Here is a 16,751-nt window from a genome sequence, read left to right as displayed (position 1 = left end):
CGGTGAGTTCCAAGCTCCCCCCTGGCCGGAGTGGGGAACTCTCCGTAAAGTTGCGCGTCTGCCCGTTGCCCATGCCCCCCGAGTCCACCTCCGCGGCACCGAGCGGCTCCTCCCGCTGGGGGTTGGTCGACATCGGCGCTGGAGCCGCCGTGCTGCTGGCCATCGGTGGTGTGATCTGGAGCCCGAAACTGAGTGGGGCTCTAGCCACTGCCACTGGGGCGATGCAGCCGGTCACCGTGATCGTCGACGTGCGCGGCGTTCCTTCGGCGGATCCTGAGGGTCTGATCGCCGCTGCTCGGGAGGAGGGGAAGGTGAGCATCGTGATCCGCAACCAGCCTCACGGCACCGTGAAGCTCAAAGACCTGCAAAGGCTGCAGCGCAAATTGGTGGCCCTCCAACCCGACGGTCGTGTCGTCACCGCAGAGGATCCAAACCAGGCCCTGGTGGGTTCGCTCGATGCTCGCTTCGTTCTTGAGGGCCAGGGCCGCAAGACCGATGGCGGGGTGGTCTTCGGTAACCAGAACCTCAAGATCGGCGCCCCGGTGGAACTGGAGGGGCGTAACTATCGCCTCAACGGCTCCGTGAGCGGTCTTCTCCTTGGCAAATCCTGAGATGGTGATGATGTCGCAACCCCAAGCATTCCGGTTCCAGCGGCCGTTGGCCGCAGGCCTTGCCCTGGGACTCAGCCTGGTGCCTGGTCTGCCGGTGCTGGCCGCCGATCCTCTGGCCCGCCTGCCCGGTTCACCTGCGGCGGCAGGTCTGCCGCGGCTCCAGAGCCAGGTGAGCTGCCCCGCCCTGCAACAGCGCGTTCAGGCCAGCCTGGGACCGGAAGCGGATCGCTGGAGCGTGTCCGTGGCGGATGGCAGTGGTCGTCTGCTGGCGGATGTGAACGGGCTGCAGCCGCGGGTGCCCGCCTCCAACCAGAAGCTGTTGAGCACAGCGTTCGCTCTCGATCGCCTCGGTCCCGACTATCGCCTCACCACCCGTCTGTGGCGACTCTCCGACGGCACCCTTCGGCTCACCGGTGAAGGGGATCCAGACCTGGCCCTGCCCCAGCTGCAGCGTTTCGCCAAGTTGGCCCTTGGATCTGGCGGCGCCGACGGTGCTCCTCCCAGCCTGGTGAGGCTTCAGCTCGCCGAGTTGCCTCCTCAGGCCTGGTGGCCCCAGGGCTGGCATCCCGGAGATCGGGCCGAGGCCTATGGCGCGCCGATCACCCGGCTGGCGCTCACGAGCAACGCCATCGACATGGCGGTGGCCAACCCCACCTCAAGGCTGCGCACGCTGCTCAACCGGGAACTGGTGCGCCAGGGGGGCAAAGCCGTCGAGCTGAGTGTGGTTTCCTCCGATGCACCCCTCTCCCGGGATGCCGTGCTGATTCACGAAGAGCCTTCGGCTCCGATGCATAACCTGCTCAGCCTGGCCAATACCGAAAGCCACAATTTCACCGCCGAAGTGTTGATGCGGCAGGCCAGTGGCAGCTGGGATCTTGCCGTCAGTCGTCAGGCCGAGATGCAGTGGCTGGCTGAACAGGGGCTGCCCCTGCAGGGGGTCCGGGTGGCCGATGGCAGCGGCCTCGACCGGGCCAACCGTCTCACCAGCCGCTTCCTCACCGCCCTGCTGCTCAATATGGGTCAGCACCCCTATGCCGGCTATTACCTGGCCTCGATGGCGGTGGCCGGCCAGCGCGGCACCCTCCGCAACCTGTACAAGGGCACGAGCCTGGAGGGGCGGTTCCGCGGCAAGACCGGCACCCTCACCGGTGTGCGCGCGATCAGTGGGGTGCTCAGCACCAGTGATGGTCCCCGTTACGTGAGCCTGATCTCGAACGGGGCTGAAGCACCGAACACCATGATCGGTATCGTGCTTCGCCAGGTGCAGAACGTCAGCCTCTGCCAGCCACCTGCCTGAGGCGTGAGGCCGCGCGCCTGGCGCGGCTGATCGGCACGGCAGCCTCCTCACCGGTGGGAGCCTGGGCCGTGCTGGGCCTCTCGGCTGAGGCCGATACCTCGGTGCTCTGGATGCGAACCAGTTCGCGGCGGCCGGCGAGCACCACCTTGCTCAGCTCGCCCAGCCGTCCCTCGAGTTCGGTGAGGACCTGCTCGGCGTAGCGGTTGGCTCCGTCCTGCACCGTTGTGGCCTCCTGGCGGGTGCGGCTGATCAGCGCTTCGCACTGTTGCTGCGTCTGCTGGCGGAACTGCAGGGCATCGTTGTGCAGCCGCTCAGCCTCACTCTGGCTTTCGCGCTGGATGCGCAGACCTTCCTGACGGATCTTCTCCAGTTCCTGCAGGCTCTGCTGGCGGGAGCGCTCGTGCTGCTCACTCAGCTGGCGCTTCATCTCCACGAAGTCCTGGTCGAGCTGCTGGCGCCGCTGCATGGACTCCTGCTCCAGCTGCTGGCGGCGGCTGCTGAACTGCTGTTCGGTCTGGGCCAGGCGGGTCTGGTGCTCCTGCTCGGTCTGGGCCACCTGCTGACGGGCCGAGAGCAGCAGTTGCTCGCACTGCTGGCGGGCCTGCTCTCGCAGTTCGGCGACCTGGCGCTCGGCCTCCTGGCGCACGGCAGCGGAATTGATCAGCTGCTCCCGCTCCTGACGGGCCCGGTTGATGATCTCCTCGGCCTGCTGGCGGGCCTGGGCGATGAAGCTTTCCCGCTGACGCAGCAGCTCCTCGGCCTGGTCGAGCTGGGCGGGCATGGCCTCCCGCACCGCGTCCATAAGCTCGATGGCGTCCTGCTCATTGACGAGGCGGCCACCACTGAAGGGGATGCGGCTTCCCTCCAGCACGATTTCTTCGAGCTGGTCGATCTGATCCAGCACGCTGATCCGTGTGTCGGCCATCTCAACGGGGCAGAAGATTACCGATTAAAGAGCCTGGCGAGGTCATCCGCCACTCCCGGCGGCACCATGTGGCGCACATTCCCACCGAAGCGGGCCACCTCCTTGACCACGCTGCTGCTGAGAAAGCTGTGGTGAGCAGCGGTGACCAGGAAAAGGGTTTCCACCTCCGCAGCCAGGCTGCGGTTGGTGTGGGCGATCTGAAGCTCGAATTCGAAGTCGCTCATCGCCCGCAGCCCGCGCAGGATCACCGCTGCGTCGCAGCTCCGGGCAAAGTCGACGGTGAGGCCGTCGAAGCTGCTCACCTCCACCCGCTCCAGGTGGGATGTGGCCTGGCGGATCTGGTTGAGCCGTTGTTCCAGGGGGAAGCTGGCCTGCTTGCTCGGGTTCTGCAGCACGGCCACCACGAGGCTTCCGAACAGCCGCTCGGCCCGCTCGATCAGGTCCAGATGGCCCAGGGTGAGCGGATCGAAACTGCCGGGATAGAGGGCCTTCATGGGCACTTGGTCATGGAGCCCCCCGCAGGGAAGCGATGGCGCGGATCCTATGGATGGCGCCGCCGCTGCTGATCACGCTGCTTAAAGTCGAGGTATCGATCGCGACACCTCGATGGCCACCGATGCTCCCCCCAGCGCAGCCAGTGGCGGCCTCGATGCCGCCGCCAAGAAGACGCTGTTGCGCAAGATTCCCCACGGCCTGTTCATCTGCGGGGTAGCCGAGGGCGACACCATCAACGGCTTCACCGCCAGCTGGGTCACCCAGGGCTCCTTCGAACCACCCTTGGTGGTGGTGGCCGTGCGGGCCGATTCGACCAGTAACGGCATCATCCAGCGCACCCGGCGCTTCTCTCTGAACGTGCTCGCGGCCGATCAGAAGGATCTGGCCGCCGTGTTCTTCAAGCCCCAGAACGGCATCGGCGGCCGCTTCGATGCTGCTCCCTACAGCCTGGGACCCCTGGGTCTGCCGATCCTCGAGGCGGCTCTCGGCGCCGTCGAATGCGAGTTGGTGGGTGAGGTGGCCCATGGCGACCACACCGTGTTCGTGGCCGAAGTGAAGACCGCCGTGTTGCACCGTGATGGAGCGGCCCTGGAATTGGGACCAACCGGCTGGCAGTACGGAGGCTGAACCGGGCCCAGGATCCAGCTGCCATGGGCCGCATCGCCCAGCCCCTCCTGAGTGATTCCGATCGCCTCAGCCTGCGCCTGAAGGAGCTGCCCGCTGAGCCGGGCTGTTACCTGCTGCGCGACGCCGAGGACCGCATCCTCTACATCGGCAAGTCGAAGAGTCTGCGCAGCCGTGTGCGCAGCTACTTCCGCGACTCCCATGATCTGAGCCCGCGCATCAGCCTGATGGTGCGGCAGGTCTGCGAGATCGAATTCATCGTGACCGACAGCGAAGCGGAGGCGCTGGCGCTCGAATCCAACCTGATCAAGGCCCACCAGCCGCACTTCAACGTGCTGCTCAAGGACGACAAGAAATATCCCTATCTCTGCATCACTTGGAGTGAGCCCTACCCACGCATCTTCATCACCCGGCGACGGCGCCTGCGCAGCCCGCTCGATCGCTTTTACGGTCCCTACGTCGATGTGGGTCTGCTGCGCCGCACCTTCTTCCTGGTGAAGCGAGTGTTTCCCCTGCGTCAGAGGCCCCAGCCCCTCTACCGCGACCGCACCTGCCTCAATTTCGACATCGGCCGCTGTCCGGGGGTGTGCCAGGAAAAGATCAGCCCGGAGGCTTATCAGCAGACCCTGCGCAAGGTGGCGATGGTGTTCCAGGGCCGCAGCGACGAGCTGCTGGACCTGCTGCGTGCCCAGATGCAGCGCTATGCCGAGCGCGAGGATTATGAGGCCGCGGCACGGGTGCGTGACCAGCTGCAGGGGCTCGAGCAGCTCACGGCCGAGCAGAAGATGACCCTGCCCGACGCCTCGGTGTCGAGAGATGTGCTGGCCCTGGCCTCGGATCAGCGGCTGGCGGCGGTGCAGCTGTTCCAGATGCGTGCCGGCAAGCTGGTGGGGCGACTCGGTTACACCGCTGACGCCAGCATCGCCGCTCCGGGGGAGATCCTGCAGCGGGTGCTGGAGGAGCACTACAGTCAGGTGGAGTCAGTGGAGATCCCACCCGAGGTGCTGGTGCAGCACCCCCTGCCCCGCCAGCAGTTGGTGCAGGACTGGCTGAGCGAGCGCCGTGGTCGCAAGGTCCGGGTGGCACACCCTCAGCGGCAGCAGAAAGCCGAATTGATCGAGCTGGTGGAGCGCAACGCCGCATTCGAGCTCAGCCGTGCCCAGCGCAGCGCCGAGCAGCATCAGCTGGCCACCGAGGACCTTGCCCAGCTGCTCGACCTCCCCCAGCCGCCCCGCCGCATCGAGGGGTACGACATCAGTCACATCCAGGGAAGTGACGCGGTGGCCTCCCAGGTGGTGTTCGTCGATGGGCTGCCCGCCAAGCAGCATTACCGCAAGTACCGGATCCAGAGCAGCAGCATCAGCGCTGGCCACTCCGACGACTTCATGGCGATGGCGGAGATCATGCGGAGGCGGTTCCGCCGCTGGTCACAGGCGAAGGCCGAGGGGGGCGACCTGGCCGAGCTGCGGCGCAGCGGCGACAGCGCCCTGCACACCAGCGGTCTGGGGGACTGGCCCGATCTGGTGATGATCGATGGCGGCAAGGGCCAGCTCTCAGCGGTGATGGAGGCCCTGCGCGAGCTGGATCTGCACGAGGAGCTGGTGGTGTGCTCGCTGGCCAAGCAGAGGGAGGAGGTGTTTCTGCCGGGGGCCAGTGAGCCGCTCGAGAGTGAGCCCGATCAGCTCGGTCTGCGCCTGCTGCGTCGGCTGCGCGATGAGGCCCACCGCTTTGCGGTCAGTTTCCACCGCCAGCAGCGGGGGGAGCGGATGAAACGTTCCCGTCTCTCTGAAATCCCCGGCCTCGGTCCCAAGCGGGTCAGGGATCTGCTGGCCCACTTCCGCTCGATCGACGCCATTCAGCTGGCCAGCCCAGAGCAGATCGCCGCTGCTCCTGGCGTGGGTCCAGCCCTGGCCCGGCAGGTGTGGAGCTATTTCCATCCCGACGATCCAGGCGAGATGGCGGAAGGAGAGTCAGCTGGCGAAGCGCTGGCGGTGGGATGAGGGGCGATGGGTTGAGCGGCAGTGGGTTGATCGGCTCCACGGCCACGGCGAGACCCGGCATCCGCGCCCACCACAAGGCCACTGAGCCGGGGGAACAACTCCCCTAACTTGTGAAACTCCTGTTCCTTGCCCCGATGACGCTGCCGGCCCTGCCAGCGGAGGCCTATCTCTGGTTCAAGACCCTTCACATCGTGGGGGTGGTGGTGTGGTTCGCCGGGCTGTTCTACCTCGTGAGGCTGTTCATCTATCACGTGGAGGCCGAGGCCCTGGACGAGCCCCTGCGCAGCGCCTTCCAGCAGCAGTACACCCTGATGGAGCGGCGGCTGGCCAACATCATCACCACCCCGGGCATGGTGGTGGCTGTGTCCATGGCGGTGGGCTTGCTGGTCGCCCAGCCCATCTGGCTGAAGCAGGGCTGGATGCACGCCAAGCTGGCCGTGGTACTGGCTCTGCTGGCCTATCACTGGTTCTGTTACCGCCTGATGGGTCAGCTGCGCCAGGGAAGCTGCCGCTGGAGCGGGCGGCAACTGCGGGCTCTCAACGAGCTCCCCACCCTGATGCTGGTGCTGGTGGTGATGCTGGTGGTGTTCAAGGGGCAGTTCCCCACCGGCGCGGCCACCTGGTTCCTCGTGGCCCTGGTGGTGGCGATGGCCGGCTCAATTCAGTTCTATGCCCGCTGGCGCCGCCTTCGCGTCGAACAGGAGGCCCTCGCCGGTGGCGCCTGAGCATCCGCTGGTGCCTGTCCTTCAGGGGGTGCAGGCGTCCTGTTGCCCCAGGCGGCTGAATTTCCACTGCCACACCACCTGCAGCGACGGCAGCCTCCAGCCGGAATGGCTGGCTGACCAGGCGGTGGACCTGGGTCTCGAGCACCTGGCCGTGACCGATCACCACAGCGCGGCTGCCTTCGAGCCCCTGCAACGGCGGCTGGCCCAGCACCGGGAGAGAGGTTGGACGGTTCCCACCCTCTGGAGCGGCGTGGAGATCAGCTGCCTGCTGGAGGGTTGTCTGGTGCACGTGCTCGGGCTTGGCTTCGAGCCTGGCCATGCCGCCCTTGCCCCTTATCTCGAGGGCAGTGCTGTGGTGGGTCCGGGGCTCCGGGCCGAGGCCGTGGGCCGGGCGATCCATGCCGCTGGCGGACTGGCCCTGCTGGCCCATCCCGCCCGATACCGCCTCCCCTACCAGCTGCTGATCGCGGCGGCGGCGGAGCTCGGCTTCGATGGCGCTGAGGCCTACTACGACTATGAGCAGGGGGAGTCCTGGCGCCCCTCACCGCTGGTATGCGAGGCGATCGCGGCCCAGCTGAGCCGGCTGGGATTGCTCACGAGTTGCGGTACTGATACTCACGGTCTGGGGCTTGGCGGCCGTTAGGCTCATTACCAGGTTTCCGTTTCCTGACCATGGGTCTGTTTGATCGTCTGCTCGGTAACCGCTCCGAAGGAGCATTCTCTTCCAAGGCCCCCAAGGCCAAACCGGTGAAGGCCAAGCAGGAAGAAAGCTTCTATCTCGATCCAGACGCCTCGAGCAGCCTCGGTGATGTGAACTTCATGCGGCGCGCGAACAAGATCCGCCACACCTTCCCCGGTAACGCCGACAACCCTGGCGGCAAGGAAATGATCCAGGAGGTGGATTCGATGGCGGCTCGGCTCGAGATGGCCACCACGGGCCTGCCCGGAACCGAGACGAAGGCAACCAACACCAACCTCACCGGTGGCGTGCCCAAACCGGTCAAAAAAACCTTTGCTGAGAAGTTGAGTTCGGCGGAGCTGAGCAAGCGCCTCAGGGGAGCTGCCGTGGGTGGTGTCAACGCCGCTGGCGGTGCAGCACCAGCAGCCCGTAAGGCTGCAGGGAGTGCGGCCGATGGGCAGCCGGGCAGCAGCCTGCAACAGGCCAAGCCAGGCACCATTGATTCCTTCAAGGACATGGCCAGGGACATCATCACCTGATCAGCCCTCCACCAGGCTTTCACTGCTGAGCACCAACTGCCTGAGACGCTCCAGTTGCTCAGGGCTGGCCGACTCCCACAGTCGGCGGTTGTGGGCTTCCAGCAGCCGCTCGGCCATATCGCGCAGGGCCCAGGGATTGGCCTGGCGCAGGAAGTCGAGCAGGCTTTCATCTCCCAGCCAGGTGTCACAGATGGCGCCGTAGCTCCAGTCCGGCACCCGGCCGGTGCTGGCGTCGTAGGCGAAGAGGTAATCGAGGCTGGCTGCCAGCTCGAAGCCACCCTTGTAGCCATGGGCGCGCATCCCCTCGATCCAGCGGGGGTTGAGCACCCGTGAGCGCAGCACCTTGTCGAGTTCCCGCTCCAGCCGATGCAGGCGGGGCCGCTGGCTGCGGGAATGATCTCCGAACCAGAGGGCGGGCGCTGAACCGCGCACAAGCTCCGTGGCGGCGCTCAGCCCTCCCTGGAACTGGTAGTAGTCGTCGGAATCGAGCAGGTCATGCTCTCGGTTGTCCTGGTTGTGCAGCACCACCTGCACCTGGCGCAGCCGTTGCTCCAGCCCGCCGCGATCGGCGATCGCCTCACCGCTGCCCTCATAACGCCAGCTGCTCCAATTGAGGTAGGCCTCGCCCAGATCGCTGCGCTCCTCCCACTGGCCGCTGTCGATCAGGCCCTGCAGTCCAGCGCCATAGGCCCCCGGCGCTGAGCCATAGACCCTGGCGCAGTGACCTTCGCGGATCAGGGCCGCCGCCAGGGGATTATCCGGTTCCGCCTCCTGCAGGCCCGCCACCAGGGCCGTGGCCCGGTTGACCCAGCCCACCAGCTGGGGGAAGGCATCCCGGAACAGGCCGGAGATGCGCAGGGTGACATCCACCCGCGGGCGCCCCAGCAGGGACAGCGGGATCACCTCCAGGTCCACCATCCGCCGGGTAGGCCCGTCCCAGACCGGCCGCACCCCCATCAAGGCCAGAGCCTGGGCGATGTCTTCACCGCCGTTGCGCATCGTTGCTGTCCCCCAGACCGAGAGGGCCAGGTGGCGCAGATCGTCACCTTCCTCCTGCAGGTGCAGCTCCAGCAGCAACTCGGCGCTGCGCCGTCCGAGATCCCAGGCCGCTTCGCTAGGCAGTCCGCGCAGATCGACGCTGTAGAAGTTGCGGCCGGTGGGGAGGAGATCGGGACGGCCGCGGGTGGGGGCCCCGGAGGGACCGGCGGCAATGCGCTCCCCCGCCACCCCTGCGAGAAAGGCTTCTCGCTCCGCCTCACCGCAACGCAGCAGCCGTGGGATCAGGTCGCCTCGCACTCGCTCCAGTACCGAGCGGGTGCTGGCGCCGCAGGGCTGTGCTTCCACCATGGGAATCGAGAGGGGCTCCAGCAACGACTCAACTGGCGGCGCCAGCAGGGGTCGCAGCCGTTGAAGGGCCCACGCCTCCAGCAGGGCCACGCCATCCCCGATCCGGCGGCAGGCCTGGGCCAACTCTGTCGTTGTCCCGCCGGGCGTTGCCGCTGTGGGCGTGGCTCCACCAGCGGCCAGGGCTGTCAGCAGCAGCTGCCGGTCGGCCGGATCCAGGGGCTCGTCTTCGGGATCTGCCCAGGGATCGAACGTCAGCCCCAGATCCTTCGCCAGGGCCTGAGTCAGTCCAGGCCCCTCGGCGAGGGGTGGCCGCGCCAGGCAGAGCAGCAGCTCCAACAGCGGCTCCGGGGAGGGCAAGTGGCCGTAGGTGTGCAGGCCCGTACGGATCTGGGCCTCCTTGAGCTCACAGAGGTAGCCGTCGGCGCGATCGATACGGCTCTCCAGGTCACAGGCCTCCAGGGGCAGCTCCAGGGTCTCGAGGGTTTCGGCCAGGCGCTGGCGCAGGGGTGCCACCCGCCCGCTGCCCAGTTGGCAGGCCTCCCAGTACTCATCCAGCAGGGCCTCAAGCGTCTGGAGCGGCCCGTGCAATCCCGCACGCCCCAGGGGCGGGGTGAGGTGGTCGAGGATCACGGCCTGGGCTCGGCGCTTGGCCTGGGAGCCTTCGCCTGGATCGTTGACGATGAAGGGATAGAGGTGGGGCATCGGCCCCAGGGCCCACTCGGGAAAACACTGGCTGGAGAGCCCCAGTCCCTTGCCCGGCAACCATTCCAGGTTGCCGTGCTTGCCCACGTGCACCACCAGCTGGGAGCCCTCCACCTCCCGCAACCAGAGGTACTGGGCCAGATAGGCGTGGGTGGGGGGCAGATCGGGGCTGTGGTAGCTGAGGCTGGGGTCGCGGTCGTAGCCCCGCTCCGGCTGGATCAGCACATGGGTGCGGCCGAAACGCAAACCTCGGATCGGAAACCCGACTCCGCCGGCGGTGCGCTCCAGTCCGCTGTCCTTGTCGGGGGAACCCCAGCGCCGCTCGATCAGATCCCGTCCCGCCTGTGGCAGCCCGCCATACCAGAGCTGGTAGGTGGCCAGGGGAAGGTGGTCGAGGGGCGGCCGGTGGCTGCTCTCGGCATCGTTGCTGCGGCCCGCCAGCAAACGACGGATCAGCTCCTGGCCATCCTGCGGCAGCTCCTCCGCTTTGCCGAGGTCGTAGCCGGCGGCGGCCAGCCAGTGCAACATCGCCGCCGCACTCGCGGGGGTGTCGAGCCCCACGCCATTGGCCAGGCGGCTGTTGCGGGTGGGGTAGTTGGCAAGCACCAGCGACAGGCGCCGCTGGGCCGGGGGAGTGCCGCGCAAGCTCACCCAGGCCTTGACCAGCTGGGCGATCCAGTCGAGGCGTTCGGGATCCGGCTCGTAGCGGTGCAGAGCAGTGGTGAGCCGCTCATCGGCCCGGTCGGCGGCCTCCTTGAACGCTCCCACCCGGGTGGTGAGGCGGCCATCCAGCTCCGGCAGCGCCACCTGCAGGCTCAGATCCAGCGGGCTGAGGCCGATGCTGCTGCTCTGCCAACGGTCTCGGCTGGAGCTGCTGCAGAGCAGCTGCAGCACCGGCACGTTCAGCGACTCCCAGAGCGGTGCGCCGAGGCCCGCCTCCTCGAACTGCACCGAGGCGAAGGAGGTGGTGCAGAGCACCGCCTGCACCCCTTCGCGCCCCAGCAGGTCGGCCACACCGCGTTGCACCGCTCCATCGCGCAGGCCGCTCACCCACAGGGCCCTGGGGCAGAGTCCGCGCCGGCGCAGGGCGCTCAGGGTGGCCTCAGCCAGGGCGGTGTCTCCCGCCTGCAACAGGGCGCGGTAGAGCACCAGGCCGACCCTGGGTCCGGGATCGGCCCGCCAGTCGTGGGGGGCCGGATCGGGCAGGGGTTGGGTCAGCGGCGGCTCGGGCTGCTCCCCCAGCAGAAGCGCTCCGAGGCTGACCAGCACCCGGCGCAGGTTGGCGCGCCCCCCTTCCCGCAGGCAGCGGCCGAATGCCAGGGCCAGGGCCTGATCCACAGTGCCCAGGCTCGCCAGGTCGCTCTCGTCTTCGCTGGTGCCGGCCACCACCACCAGCTGGCGGCCTGGGCCGCTGGCCCAGTGGCGCAGCCGCTCAAGGCCATAGCTCCAGTGGCCCCGGCCCCCCAGCAGGCGCACCAGCACCAGCCGGGTGTCCCCCAGGCTGGTGGCCAGATAGTGATCAATCACGGCGGGGTGATCCAGAGCCGCGAGATTGAGGCCGCGCACCTCCTGGCTGAGCAGGGCCGGCTCGTCGCGCAACAGGCCCGCGAGCGCGCTCAGGTCGGTGTCGGCGCTGCTGAGCAGCAACAGGGGAGCCGATGGCTGCTCCACATAGAGGGGACCATCCGTGTCGCCGGTGGCGCCGGGAACTGCCGCAAGCCGATGCATCGGCCCATCCTCGGTCCTGACGGTGAGAAGATCGTGGCCCGTCCACGGTGCGGAGCCGGCCGCTCCTCCCCCTAGCCAAGCTTCTCCGCATGCAGAAATTTCTCCCCTACGCCTGGTTCCAGGGCGGATGCGTTCCGTTCGCCGAGGCCACCCTCTCGGTGGCCACCCACGCGCTGCATTACGGCACCGGCGCCTTCGGGGGGATGCGTGCCCTGCCCAACCCTTCGGATCCTGGCGAAATTCTGCTGTTCCGCGCCGACCGCCACGCCCGCCGACTGAGTCAGAGCGCCCGACTGTTGCTGGCTGAGCTGGAGGAGAGCACGATTCTCAGCGCCATCGACGCCTTTCTGCAGGCCAACCGTCCCACCACCCCGATCTACCTGCGGCCGTTCGTTTACACCAGTGATCTCGGCATCGCGCCGCGTCTGCACGACATCGAGACCGACTTCCTGATCTATGGCATCGAGCTGGGCGACTACCTCTCCCCCGATGGCGTGAGCTGCCGCGTCAGCAGCTGGACCCGCCAGGAGGACCGCTCCCTGCCCCTGCGCGGCAAGATCAGCGGCGCCTACATCACCAGCTCCCTGGCCAAGACGGAGGCGGTGAAGAGCGGCTTCGATGAGGCCCTGCTGCTCAACAGCCGCGGCAAGGTCAGTGAGGCCAGTGGCATGAACCTCTTCATCGTTCGCGAGGGCGTGCTGATCACCCCGGGCGTTGATCAGGACATCCTGGAGGGCATCACCCGCGCCAGCATCCTGGAGCTGGCCCGTGCCCTCGATATCCCTGTGATCGAGCGGGCGGTCGACAAGACCGAGCTGTTCGTGGCCGACGAGGTGTTCCTCAGCGGTACTGCGGCACGGGTGACTCCGGTGCGGCGGGTCGAGACCACCGATCTGCCCACGGAGCGCCCTGTGATGGAGTTGCTGCGCGAGCGGCTCACCCAGATCACCATGGGCAAGGACCCCAGCTATGACCACTGGGTCACCCGCATCCGCCTGCGCGACTGATTTCTAGAGTGATCGCTGGCACGATCACGCGATGACGGCACTGGTTGGCGGGGCGGCAGCGGCAAGGACAGGAACCGGCAGGGTCGGGTTTCTGGATCACCTGCACGGCCCAGGCCGGCCCGTGGTTGTGTTCGATGGCGCGACCGGCACCTCGCTGCAGGAGATGGATCTGAGCGCCGAGGACTTCGGTGGCGCCGCCCTCGAGGGCTGCAACGAGAACCTGGTCTTCACCCGCCCTGACGCCGTGCAGGCCGTGCACCGTCAGTTTCTCGAAGCGGGCTGCGATGTGATCGAAACCGACACCTTCGGCGCGGCCTCGATCGTGCTGGCGGAGTACGGGCTGGAGGATCAGGCCTTCGTCCTCAACCAACGGGCTGCCGAGCTTGCCCGCGAGATGGCCGATCGTTACAGCACCCCCGCCAAGCCCCGGTTCGTGGCGGGCTCCATGGGCCCCACCACGAAGCTGCCCACCCTGGGCCATATCGATTTCGACACGATGAAAGCCTCCTTCCGTGAGCAGGCTGCGGGGCTGCTGGCGGGTGATGTCGATCTGTTCATCGTCGAGACCTGTCAGGACGTGCTGCAGATCAAGGCGGCGCTCCAAGGCCTGGAGGAGGCCTTTGAGGCCGCCGGCCAGCGCCGGCCGTTGATGGTCTCGGTCACGATGGAGACCACCGGCACGATGCTGGTCGGCTCCGACATCGCCGCAGTCGTCTCGATTCTGGAGCCCTTTCCGATCGATGTGCTCGGCCTCAACTGCGCCACCGGTCCAGAGCAGATGAAGGCTCACATCCGCTACCTGAGTGAGCACAGTCCCTTTGTGATCAGCTGCATTCCCAATGCCGGACTGCCGGAGAATGTGGGTGGCGTGGCTCATTACCGGCTTACCCCCCTGGAGCTGCGGATGCAGCTGCTTCACTTCGTCGAGGATCTGGGGGTCCAGGTGATCGGTGGCTGCTGCGGCACCACCCCCAGCCATATCGCGGCACTGGCCGATCTGGCGGCGCATCTGCACCCCAGTCCCCGGCCGGTGCGGCTGCCGGAGCAACGGCTGACGCGTCCTGCTCTGCAGTGCGAACCGGCCGCCGCCTCGATCTACGGAATCACCCCTTATCACCAGGACAATTCGTTCCTGATCATCGGTGAACGGCTCAATGCCAGCGGCTCCAGGAAGGTGCGTGATCTTCTCAACGCCGAAGACTGGGACGGGTTGGTGGCCCTGGCTCGCGGCCAGATCAAGGAAAATGCCCATGTGCTCGATGTCAACGTCGACTATGTCGGTCGCGACGGCGAGAAGGACATGCACGATCTTGTCAGTCGTCTTGTCACCAATGTGAATCTGCCCCTGATGCTGGATTCAACCGAGTGGCAGAAGATGGAGGCCGGCCTCAAGGTGGCCGGTGGCAAGTGCATCCTCAATTCCACCAACTACGAGGATGGCGACGAGCGCTTCTTCAAGGTGCTGGAGCTGGCACGCCGCTATGGCGCTGGGGTGGTGGTTGGCACCATTGATGAGGAGGGAATGGCCCGCACGGCAGAGCGCAAGTTCAGCATCGCCCAGCGGGCTTACCGCGATGCCGTTGAGTATGGAATCCCGGCCCATGAGATCTTCTACGACCCCCTCGCTCTGCCCATCTCCACGGGCATCGAGGAGGACCGCCGGAATGCCGTCGCCACGATCGAGGCCATCCGCCTGATTCGCGAGAATCTGCCGGGAGTTCATGTGGTTCTGGGAGTGAGCAATGTGAGCTTCGGGCTCTCTCCGGCGGCTCGGATCGTGCTCAATTCAGTCTTTCTGCATGATTGCTGCGAGGCGGGCCTCGATGCCGCCATCGTCAGCCCCGCCAAGATTCTTCCACTCGCAAAAATCAGCGAGGAGCATCAGCAGGTCTGCCGTGATCTGATCCTCGACCGCCGCCGTTTCGAATCGGAGGCGGCGGGAGCGATCTGTACCTATGACCCCCTCACCGTGCTCACCGGACTGTTCGATGGGGTCAGTGCGAAAGAGGCGAGGGCATCGGGTCCGAGCCTGGCCGATCTGCCCGTGGAGCAGCGCCTGCGTCAGCACATCATCGATGGCGAACGCATCGGGCTGGAGCCGGCCCTTGAGGAGGCCATGACCAGCCACCCGCCGCTGCAGATCATCAACACCTTTCTGCTCGATGGCATGAAGGTGGTTGGGGAGCTGTTCGGCTCCGGTCAGATGCAACTTCCCTTCGTGCTTCAGAGCGCTGAAACGATGAAGGCAGCAGTGGCTTTTCTGGAGCCGCACATGGAGAAGGTTGATGGAGTGAGCAGTGCCAAGGCCAAGTTCCTGATCGCCACAGTCAAGGGCGATGTGCACGATATCGGCAAGAATCTGGTTGACATCATCCTGACTAACAACGGTTATGAGGTGATCAACCTAGGCATCAAGCAGGGGGTGGAGGCGATCATCGAAGCCCAGCGGATTCACCAGGCCGACTGCATCGCCATGAGCGGTCTGTTGGTGAAATCGACCGCCTTCATGAAGGACAACCTGCAGGCCTTCAATGAGGCTGGCATCACCGTTCCGGTGATCCTCGGTGGGGCGGCCCTTACCCCCCGCTTCGTGCAGAAGGACTGTCGCTCCGTTTACAATGGCCAGGTGATCTATGGCCGCGATGCCTTTGCCGACCTGCGCTTCATGGATGCGCTCTCGGAGGCCCGCAGGAACAGCCAGTGGGATGACCGCCTTGGCTTCCTCGCCGGTGCGCCTGCGGGGCTCGGCCTGGAGGTCGAAGCCGAGCCCGCGCCGGTGGCGGAGGGGATCGACACGCCTGATCAGGCCACGGCTGCTGAGTCCGCAGCAGTTGGAGCCGCTGCCATTCCTGAGACAGCCGGAAATCCTGACGCCACCAGCCAGTTCGAAGTCACCAGCCATCGCTCCGAGGTGGTGCCGGAGGAGCCCGCCGTGCAACCGCCCTTCCTGGGCAGTTGTCTGATTCAGGAGAGCGAGATCCCCCTCGATGAGGTGTTTGCCTATCTCGATCGCAACGCCCTCTTCGCCGGCCAGTGGCAGCTCCGCAAGAGCCAGGAGCAGAGCCGTCAGGCCTATGAGGCGATGCTGGCTGAGAAAGCCGAGCCCGTCTTGCAGCGCTGGATCGAGCGCTGCCGGCAGGAGGCCCTGCTCACGCCGCGTGTCGCCTACGGCTACTACCCCTGCGGCCGTGAAGGCAATGCCCTTGTGGTGTTCGATCCCGACGGCAGCGATCGGGTGCTCGGGCGCTTCGAGCTGCCGCGTCAGCGGGGCGGCAATCGCTACTGCATCGCCGATTTCTTCCGCGATCTCAGCGATGGCGGGCCCAGTGATGTGCTGCCGATGCAGGCGGTGACCATGGGCGAGCGGGCCAGCGCCTTTGCCCGGGAACTTTTCGCCGCCGATCGCTACACCGACTATCTCTACTTCCATGGGCTGGGCGTTCAGATGGCCGAGGCGCTGGCGGAGTGGACCCACGCCCGCATTCGACGCGAGCTGGGCTTTGCGGCCGAGGAACCGGCTGTACTGCGCGACGTGCTGGCCCAGCGCTACCGCGGTAGCCGCTATTCCTTCGGCTATCCGGCCTGCCCCAACGTGGCCGATTCCCGCCAGCAACTCACCTGGCTCGATGCCGGCCGTATCGGCTTGACCATGGATGAGAGCGATCAGCTCGATCCCGAGCAGAGCACCACCGCCCTGGTGGCGGTTCACAGCCGTGCCCGCTATTTCAGTGCCTGATTCCACCCTCGCCAGGGCTGCAGGGGCGGTGGCAGGCTGAGTCGGTGTCTGCCTGTTCTGCCATGGCCATTGCCGGTCCTGATGGTGTCGATGCGGCGATTGCCGCCGGCCTTGATCTCGATGGAAGCCCTATACCTGACGAAATGCTCAGCCTCTACAACGAGGTGATGGCGCTGGAGGCTCAGCGGGCCCGTAGCGGCGTGCGCAAGTCGATGCGCAACCGGGTGGTGAAGACCGGCTCCAAGCACCTGGACCAGGCCAGCCTCGATGCCAGGCTCAAGGCTGCAGGCTGGGAGGGCCTCAAGCCTAAGGAGATCGATTTCTTCTACGGCTGAG

13 protein-coding genes are annotated in these 16,751 nt (G+C 66.5%); 10 read left to right on the top strand and 3 right to left on the bottom strand.

The window, feature by feature from the left end; all coding sequences use genetic code 11:
• Positions 1–71: 71 nt before the first annotated feature.
• A complete protein-coding gene (locus CJZ82_RS01055; RefSeq protein ID WP_094553924.1) occupies positions 72–611 on the top strand; it encodes a DUF4330 domain-containing protein in 540 nt (179 codons plus the stop codon).
• A 1-nt stretch (position 612) separates the two neighbouring features.
• Positions 613–1,908 carry a D-alanyl-D-alanine carboxypeptidase/D-alanyl-D-alanine-endopeptidase gene (gene dacB, locus CJZ82_RS01050; protein ID WP_094553923.1) on the top strand — a complete coding sequence of 432 codons (1,296 nt, stop codon included), beginning with the start codon at positions 613–615 and terminating at the stop codon, positions 1,906–1,908.
• Here dacB and CJZ82_RS01045 read toward each other — a convergent pair.
• Both CJZ82_RS01045 and coaD read right to left on the bottom strand, forming a co-directional pair.
• Positions 1,883–2,833, bottom strand: coding sequence for a hypothetical protein (locus CJZ82_RS01045; protein WP_094553922.1), 951 nt, complete (start codon positions 2,831–2,833; stop codon positions 1,883–1,885). The genes dacB and CJZ82_RS01045 overlap by 26 nt on opposite strands.
• Positions 2,834–2,850: 17 nt before the next feature.
• Entirely contained in the window at positions 2,851–3,327 is a 477-nt protein-coding gene (gene coaD, locus CJZ82_RS01040; RefSeq protein WP_094553921.1) for a pantetheine-phosphate adenylyltransferase, read from the bottom strand.
• A 112-nt stretch (positions 3,328–3,439) separates the two neighbouring features.
• On the opposite strand from coaD, the gene CJZ82_RS01035 reads away from it, so the two are divergent.
• From CJZ82_RS01035 to CJZ82_RS01015, 5 genes are all read left to right on the top strand, one after another.
• On the top strand, positions 3,440–3,955 hold the full coding sequence (locus CJZ82_RS01035; RefSeq protein WP_094553920.1) for a flavin reductase family protein: 516 nt from the start codon (positions 3,440–3,442) through the stop codon (positions 3,953–3,955).
• A gap of 23 nt (positions 3,956–3,978) precedes the next feature.
• On the top strand, positions 3,979–5,952 hold the full coding sequence (gene uvrC / locus CJZ82_RS01030; RefSeq protein ID WP_094553919.1) for an excinuclease ABC subunit UvrC: 1,974 nt from the start codon (positions 3,979–3,981) through the stop codon (positions 5,950–5,952).
• A gap of 134 nt (positions 5,953–6,086) precedes the next feature.
• Positions 6,087–6,677: a protoporphyrinogen oxidase HemJ gene (gene hemJ / locus CJZ82_RS01025; RefSeq protein WP_094554127.1), complete on the top strand. Its 591-nt coding sequence runs from the start codon at positions 6,087–6,089 to the stop codon at positions 6,675–6,677.
• Positions 6,622–7,320: a PHP domain-containing protein gene (locus CJZ82_RS01020; RefSeq protein ID WP_198949598.1), complete on the top strand. Its 699-nt coding sequence runs from the start codon at positions 6,622–6,624 to the stop codon at positions 7,318–7,320. Before hemJ ends, CJZ82_RS01020 begins: the two co-directional genes overlap by 56 nt.
• Before the next feature lie 29 nt (positions 7,321–7,349).
• Complete coding sequence (locus tag CJZ82_RS01015) at positions 7,350–7,895, top strand: hypothetical protein (RefSeq protein ID WP_094553917.1); 546 nt, start codon at positions 7,350–7,352, stop codon at positions 7,893–7,895.
• Here CJZ82_RS01015 and cobN read toward each other — a convergent pair whose 3' ends face one another.
• Positions 7,896–11,672 (bottom strand): cobaltochelatase subunit CobN, encoded by a 3,777-nt coding sequence (gene cobN, locus CJZ82_RS01010; RefSeq protein WP_094553916.1) that lies wholly within the window; start codon positions 11,670–11,672, stop codon positions 7,896–7,898.
• Between the two features lie 89 nt (positions 11,673–11,761).
• On the opposite strand from cobN, the gene CJZ82_RS01005 reads away from it, so the two are divergent.
• The 3 genes from CJZ82_RS01005 to CJZ82_RS00995 all read left to right on the top strand — a co-directional run bounded on the left by CJZ82_RS01005 (position 11,762) and on the right by CJZ82_RS00995 (position 16,750).
• Positions 11,762–12,679 carry a branched-chain amino acid transaminase gene (locus CJZ82_RS01005; RefSeq protein ID WP_094553915.1) on the top strand — a complete coding sequence of 306 codons (918 nt, stop codon included), beginning with the start codon at positions 11,762–11,764 and terminating at the stop codon, positions 12,677–12,679.
• 31 nt (positions 12,680–12,710) lie between these two features.
• On the top strand, positions 12,711–16,415 hold the full coding sequence (metH, locus tag CJZ82_RS01000; RefSeq protein WP_094553914.1) for a methionine synthase: 3,705 nt from the start codon (positions 12,711–12,713) through the stop codon (positions 16,413–16,415).
• A 62-nt stretch (positions 16,416–16,477) separates the two neighbouring features.
• Entirely contained in the window at positions 16,478–16,750 is a 273-nt protein-coding gene (locus tag CJZ82_RS00995; protein WP_094553913.1) for a DUF4090 family protein, read from the top strand.
• The last annotated feature ends 1 nt before the right edge of the window (position 16,751 follow it).

The organism is Synechococcus sp. 1G10 (assembly GCF_002252625.1).
Taxonomy (GTDB): Bacteria; Cyanobacteriota; Cyanobacteriia; order PCC-6307; family Cyanobiaceae; genus Regnicoccus_A.
This window is presented reverse-complemented; position numbering and strand designations above follow the sequence as displayed.

What these genes read in the sequence shown, in the direction of transcription:
- CJZ82_RS01045 (WP_094553922.1), bottom strand. Translation starts at nt 2,833, where the DNA reads ATGGCCGACACACGGATCAGCGTGCTGGATCAGATCGACCAGCTCGAA.
- CJZ82_RS01055 (WP_094553924.1), top strand. Translation starts at nt 72, where the DNA reads ATGCCCCCCGAGTCCACCTCCGCGGCACCGAGCGGCTCCTCCCGCTGG.
- CJZ82_RS01020 (WP_198949598.1), top strand. Translation starts at nt 6,622, where the DNA reads ATGCCCGCTGGCGCCGCCTTCGCGTCGAACAGGAGGCCCTCGCCGGTG.
- uvrC (WP_094553919.1), top strand. Translation starts at nt 3,979, where the DNA reads ATGGGCCGCATCGCCCAGCCCCTCCTGAGTGATTCCGATCGCCTCAGC.
- metH (WP_094553914.1), top strand. Translation starts at nt 12,711, where the DNA reads ATGACGGCACTGGTTGGCGGGGCGGCAGCGGCAAGGACAGGAACCGGC.
- hemJ (WP_094554127.1), top strand. Translation starts at nt 6,087, where the DNA reads ATGACGCTGCCGGCCCTGCCAGCGGAGGCCTATCTCTGGTTCAAGACC.
- dacB (WP_094553923.1), top strand. Translation starts at nt 613, where the DNA reads ATGGTGATGATGTCGCAACCCCAAGCATTCCGGTTCCAGCGGCCGTTG.
- CJZ82_RS00995 (WP_094553913.1), top strand. Translation starts at nt 16,478, where the DNA reads ATGGCCATTGCCGGTCCTGATGGTGTCGATGCGGCGATTGCCGCCGGC.
- CJZ82_RS01035 (WP_094553920.1), top strand. Translation starts at nt 3,440, where the DNA reads ATGGCCACCGATGCTCCCCCCAGCGCAGCCAGTGGCGGCCTCGATGCC.
- CJZ82_RS01015 (WP_094553917.1), top strand. Translation starts at nt 7,350, where the DNA reads ATGGGTCTGTTTGATCGTCTGCTCGGTAACCGCTCCGAAGGAGCATTC.
- coaD (WP_094553921.1), bottom strand. Translation starts at nt 3,327, where the DNA reads ATGAAGGCCCTCTATCCCGGCAGTTTCGATCCGCTCACCCTGGGCCAT.
- CJZ82_RS01005 (WP_094553915.1), top strand. Translation starts at nt 11,762, where the DNA reads ATGCAGAAATTTCTCCCCTACGCCTGGTTCCAGGGCGGATGCGTTCCG.
- cobN (WP_094553916.1), bottom strand. Translation starts at nt 11,672, where the DNA reads ATGCATCGGCTTGCGGCAGTTCCCGGCGCCACCGGCGACACGGATGGT.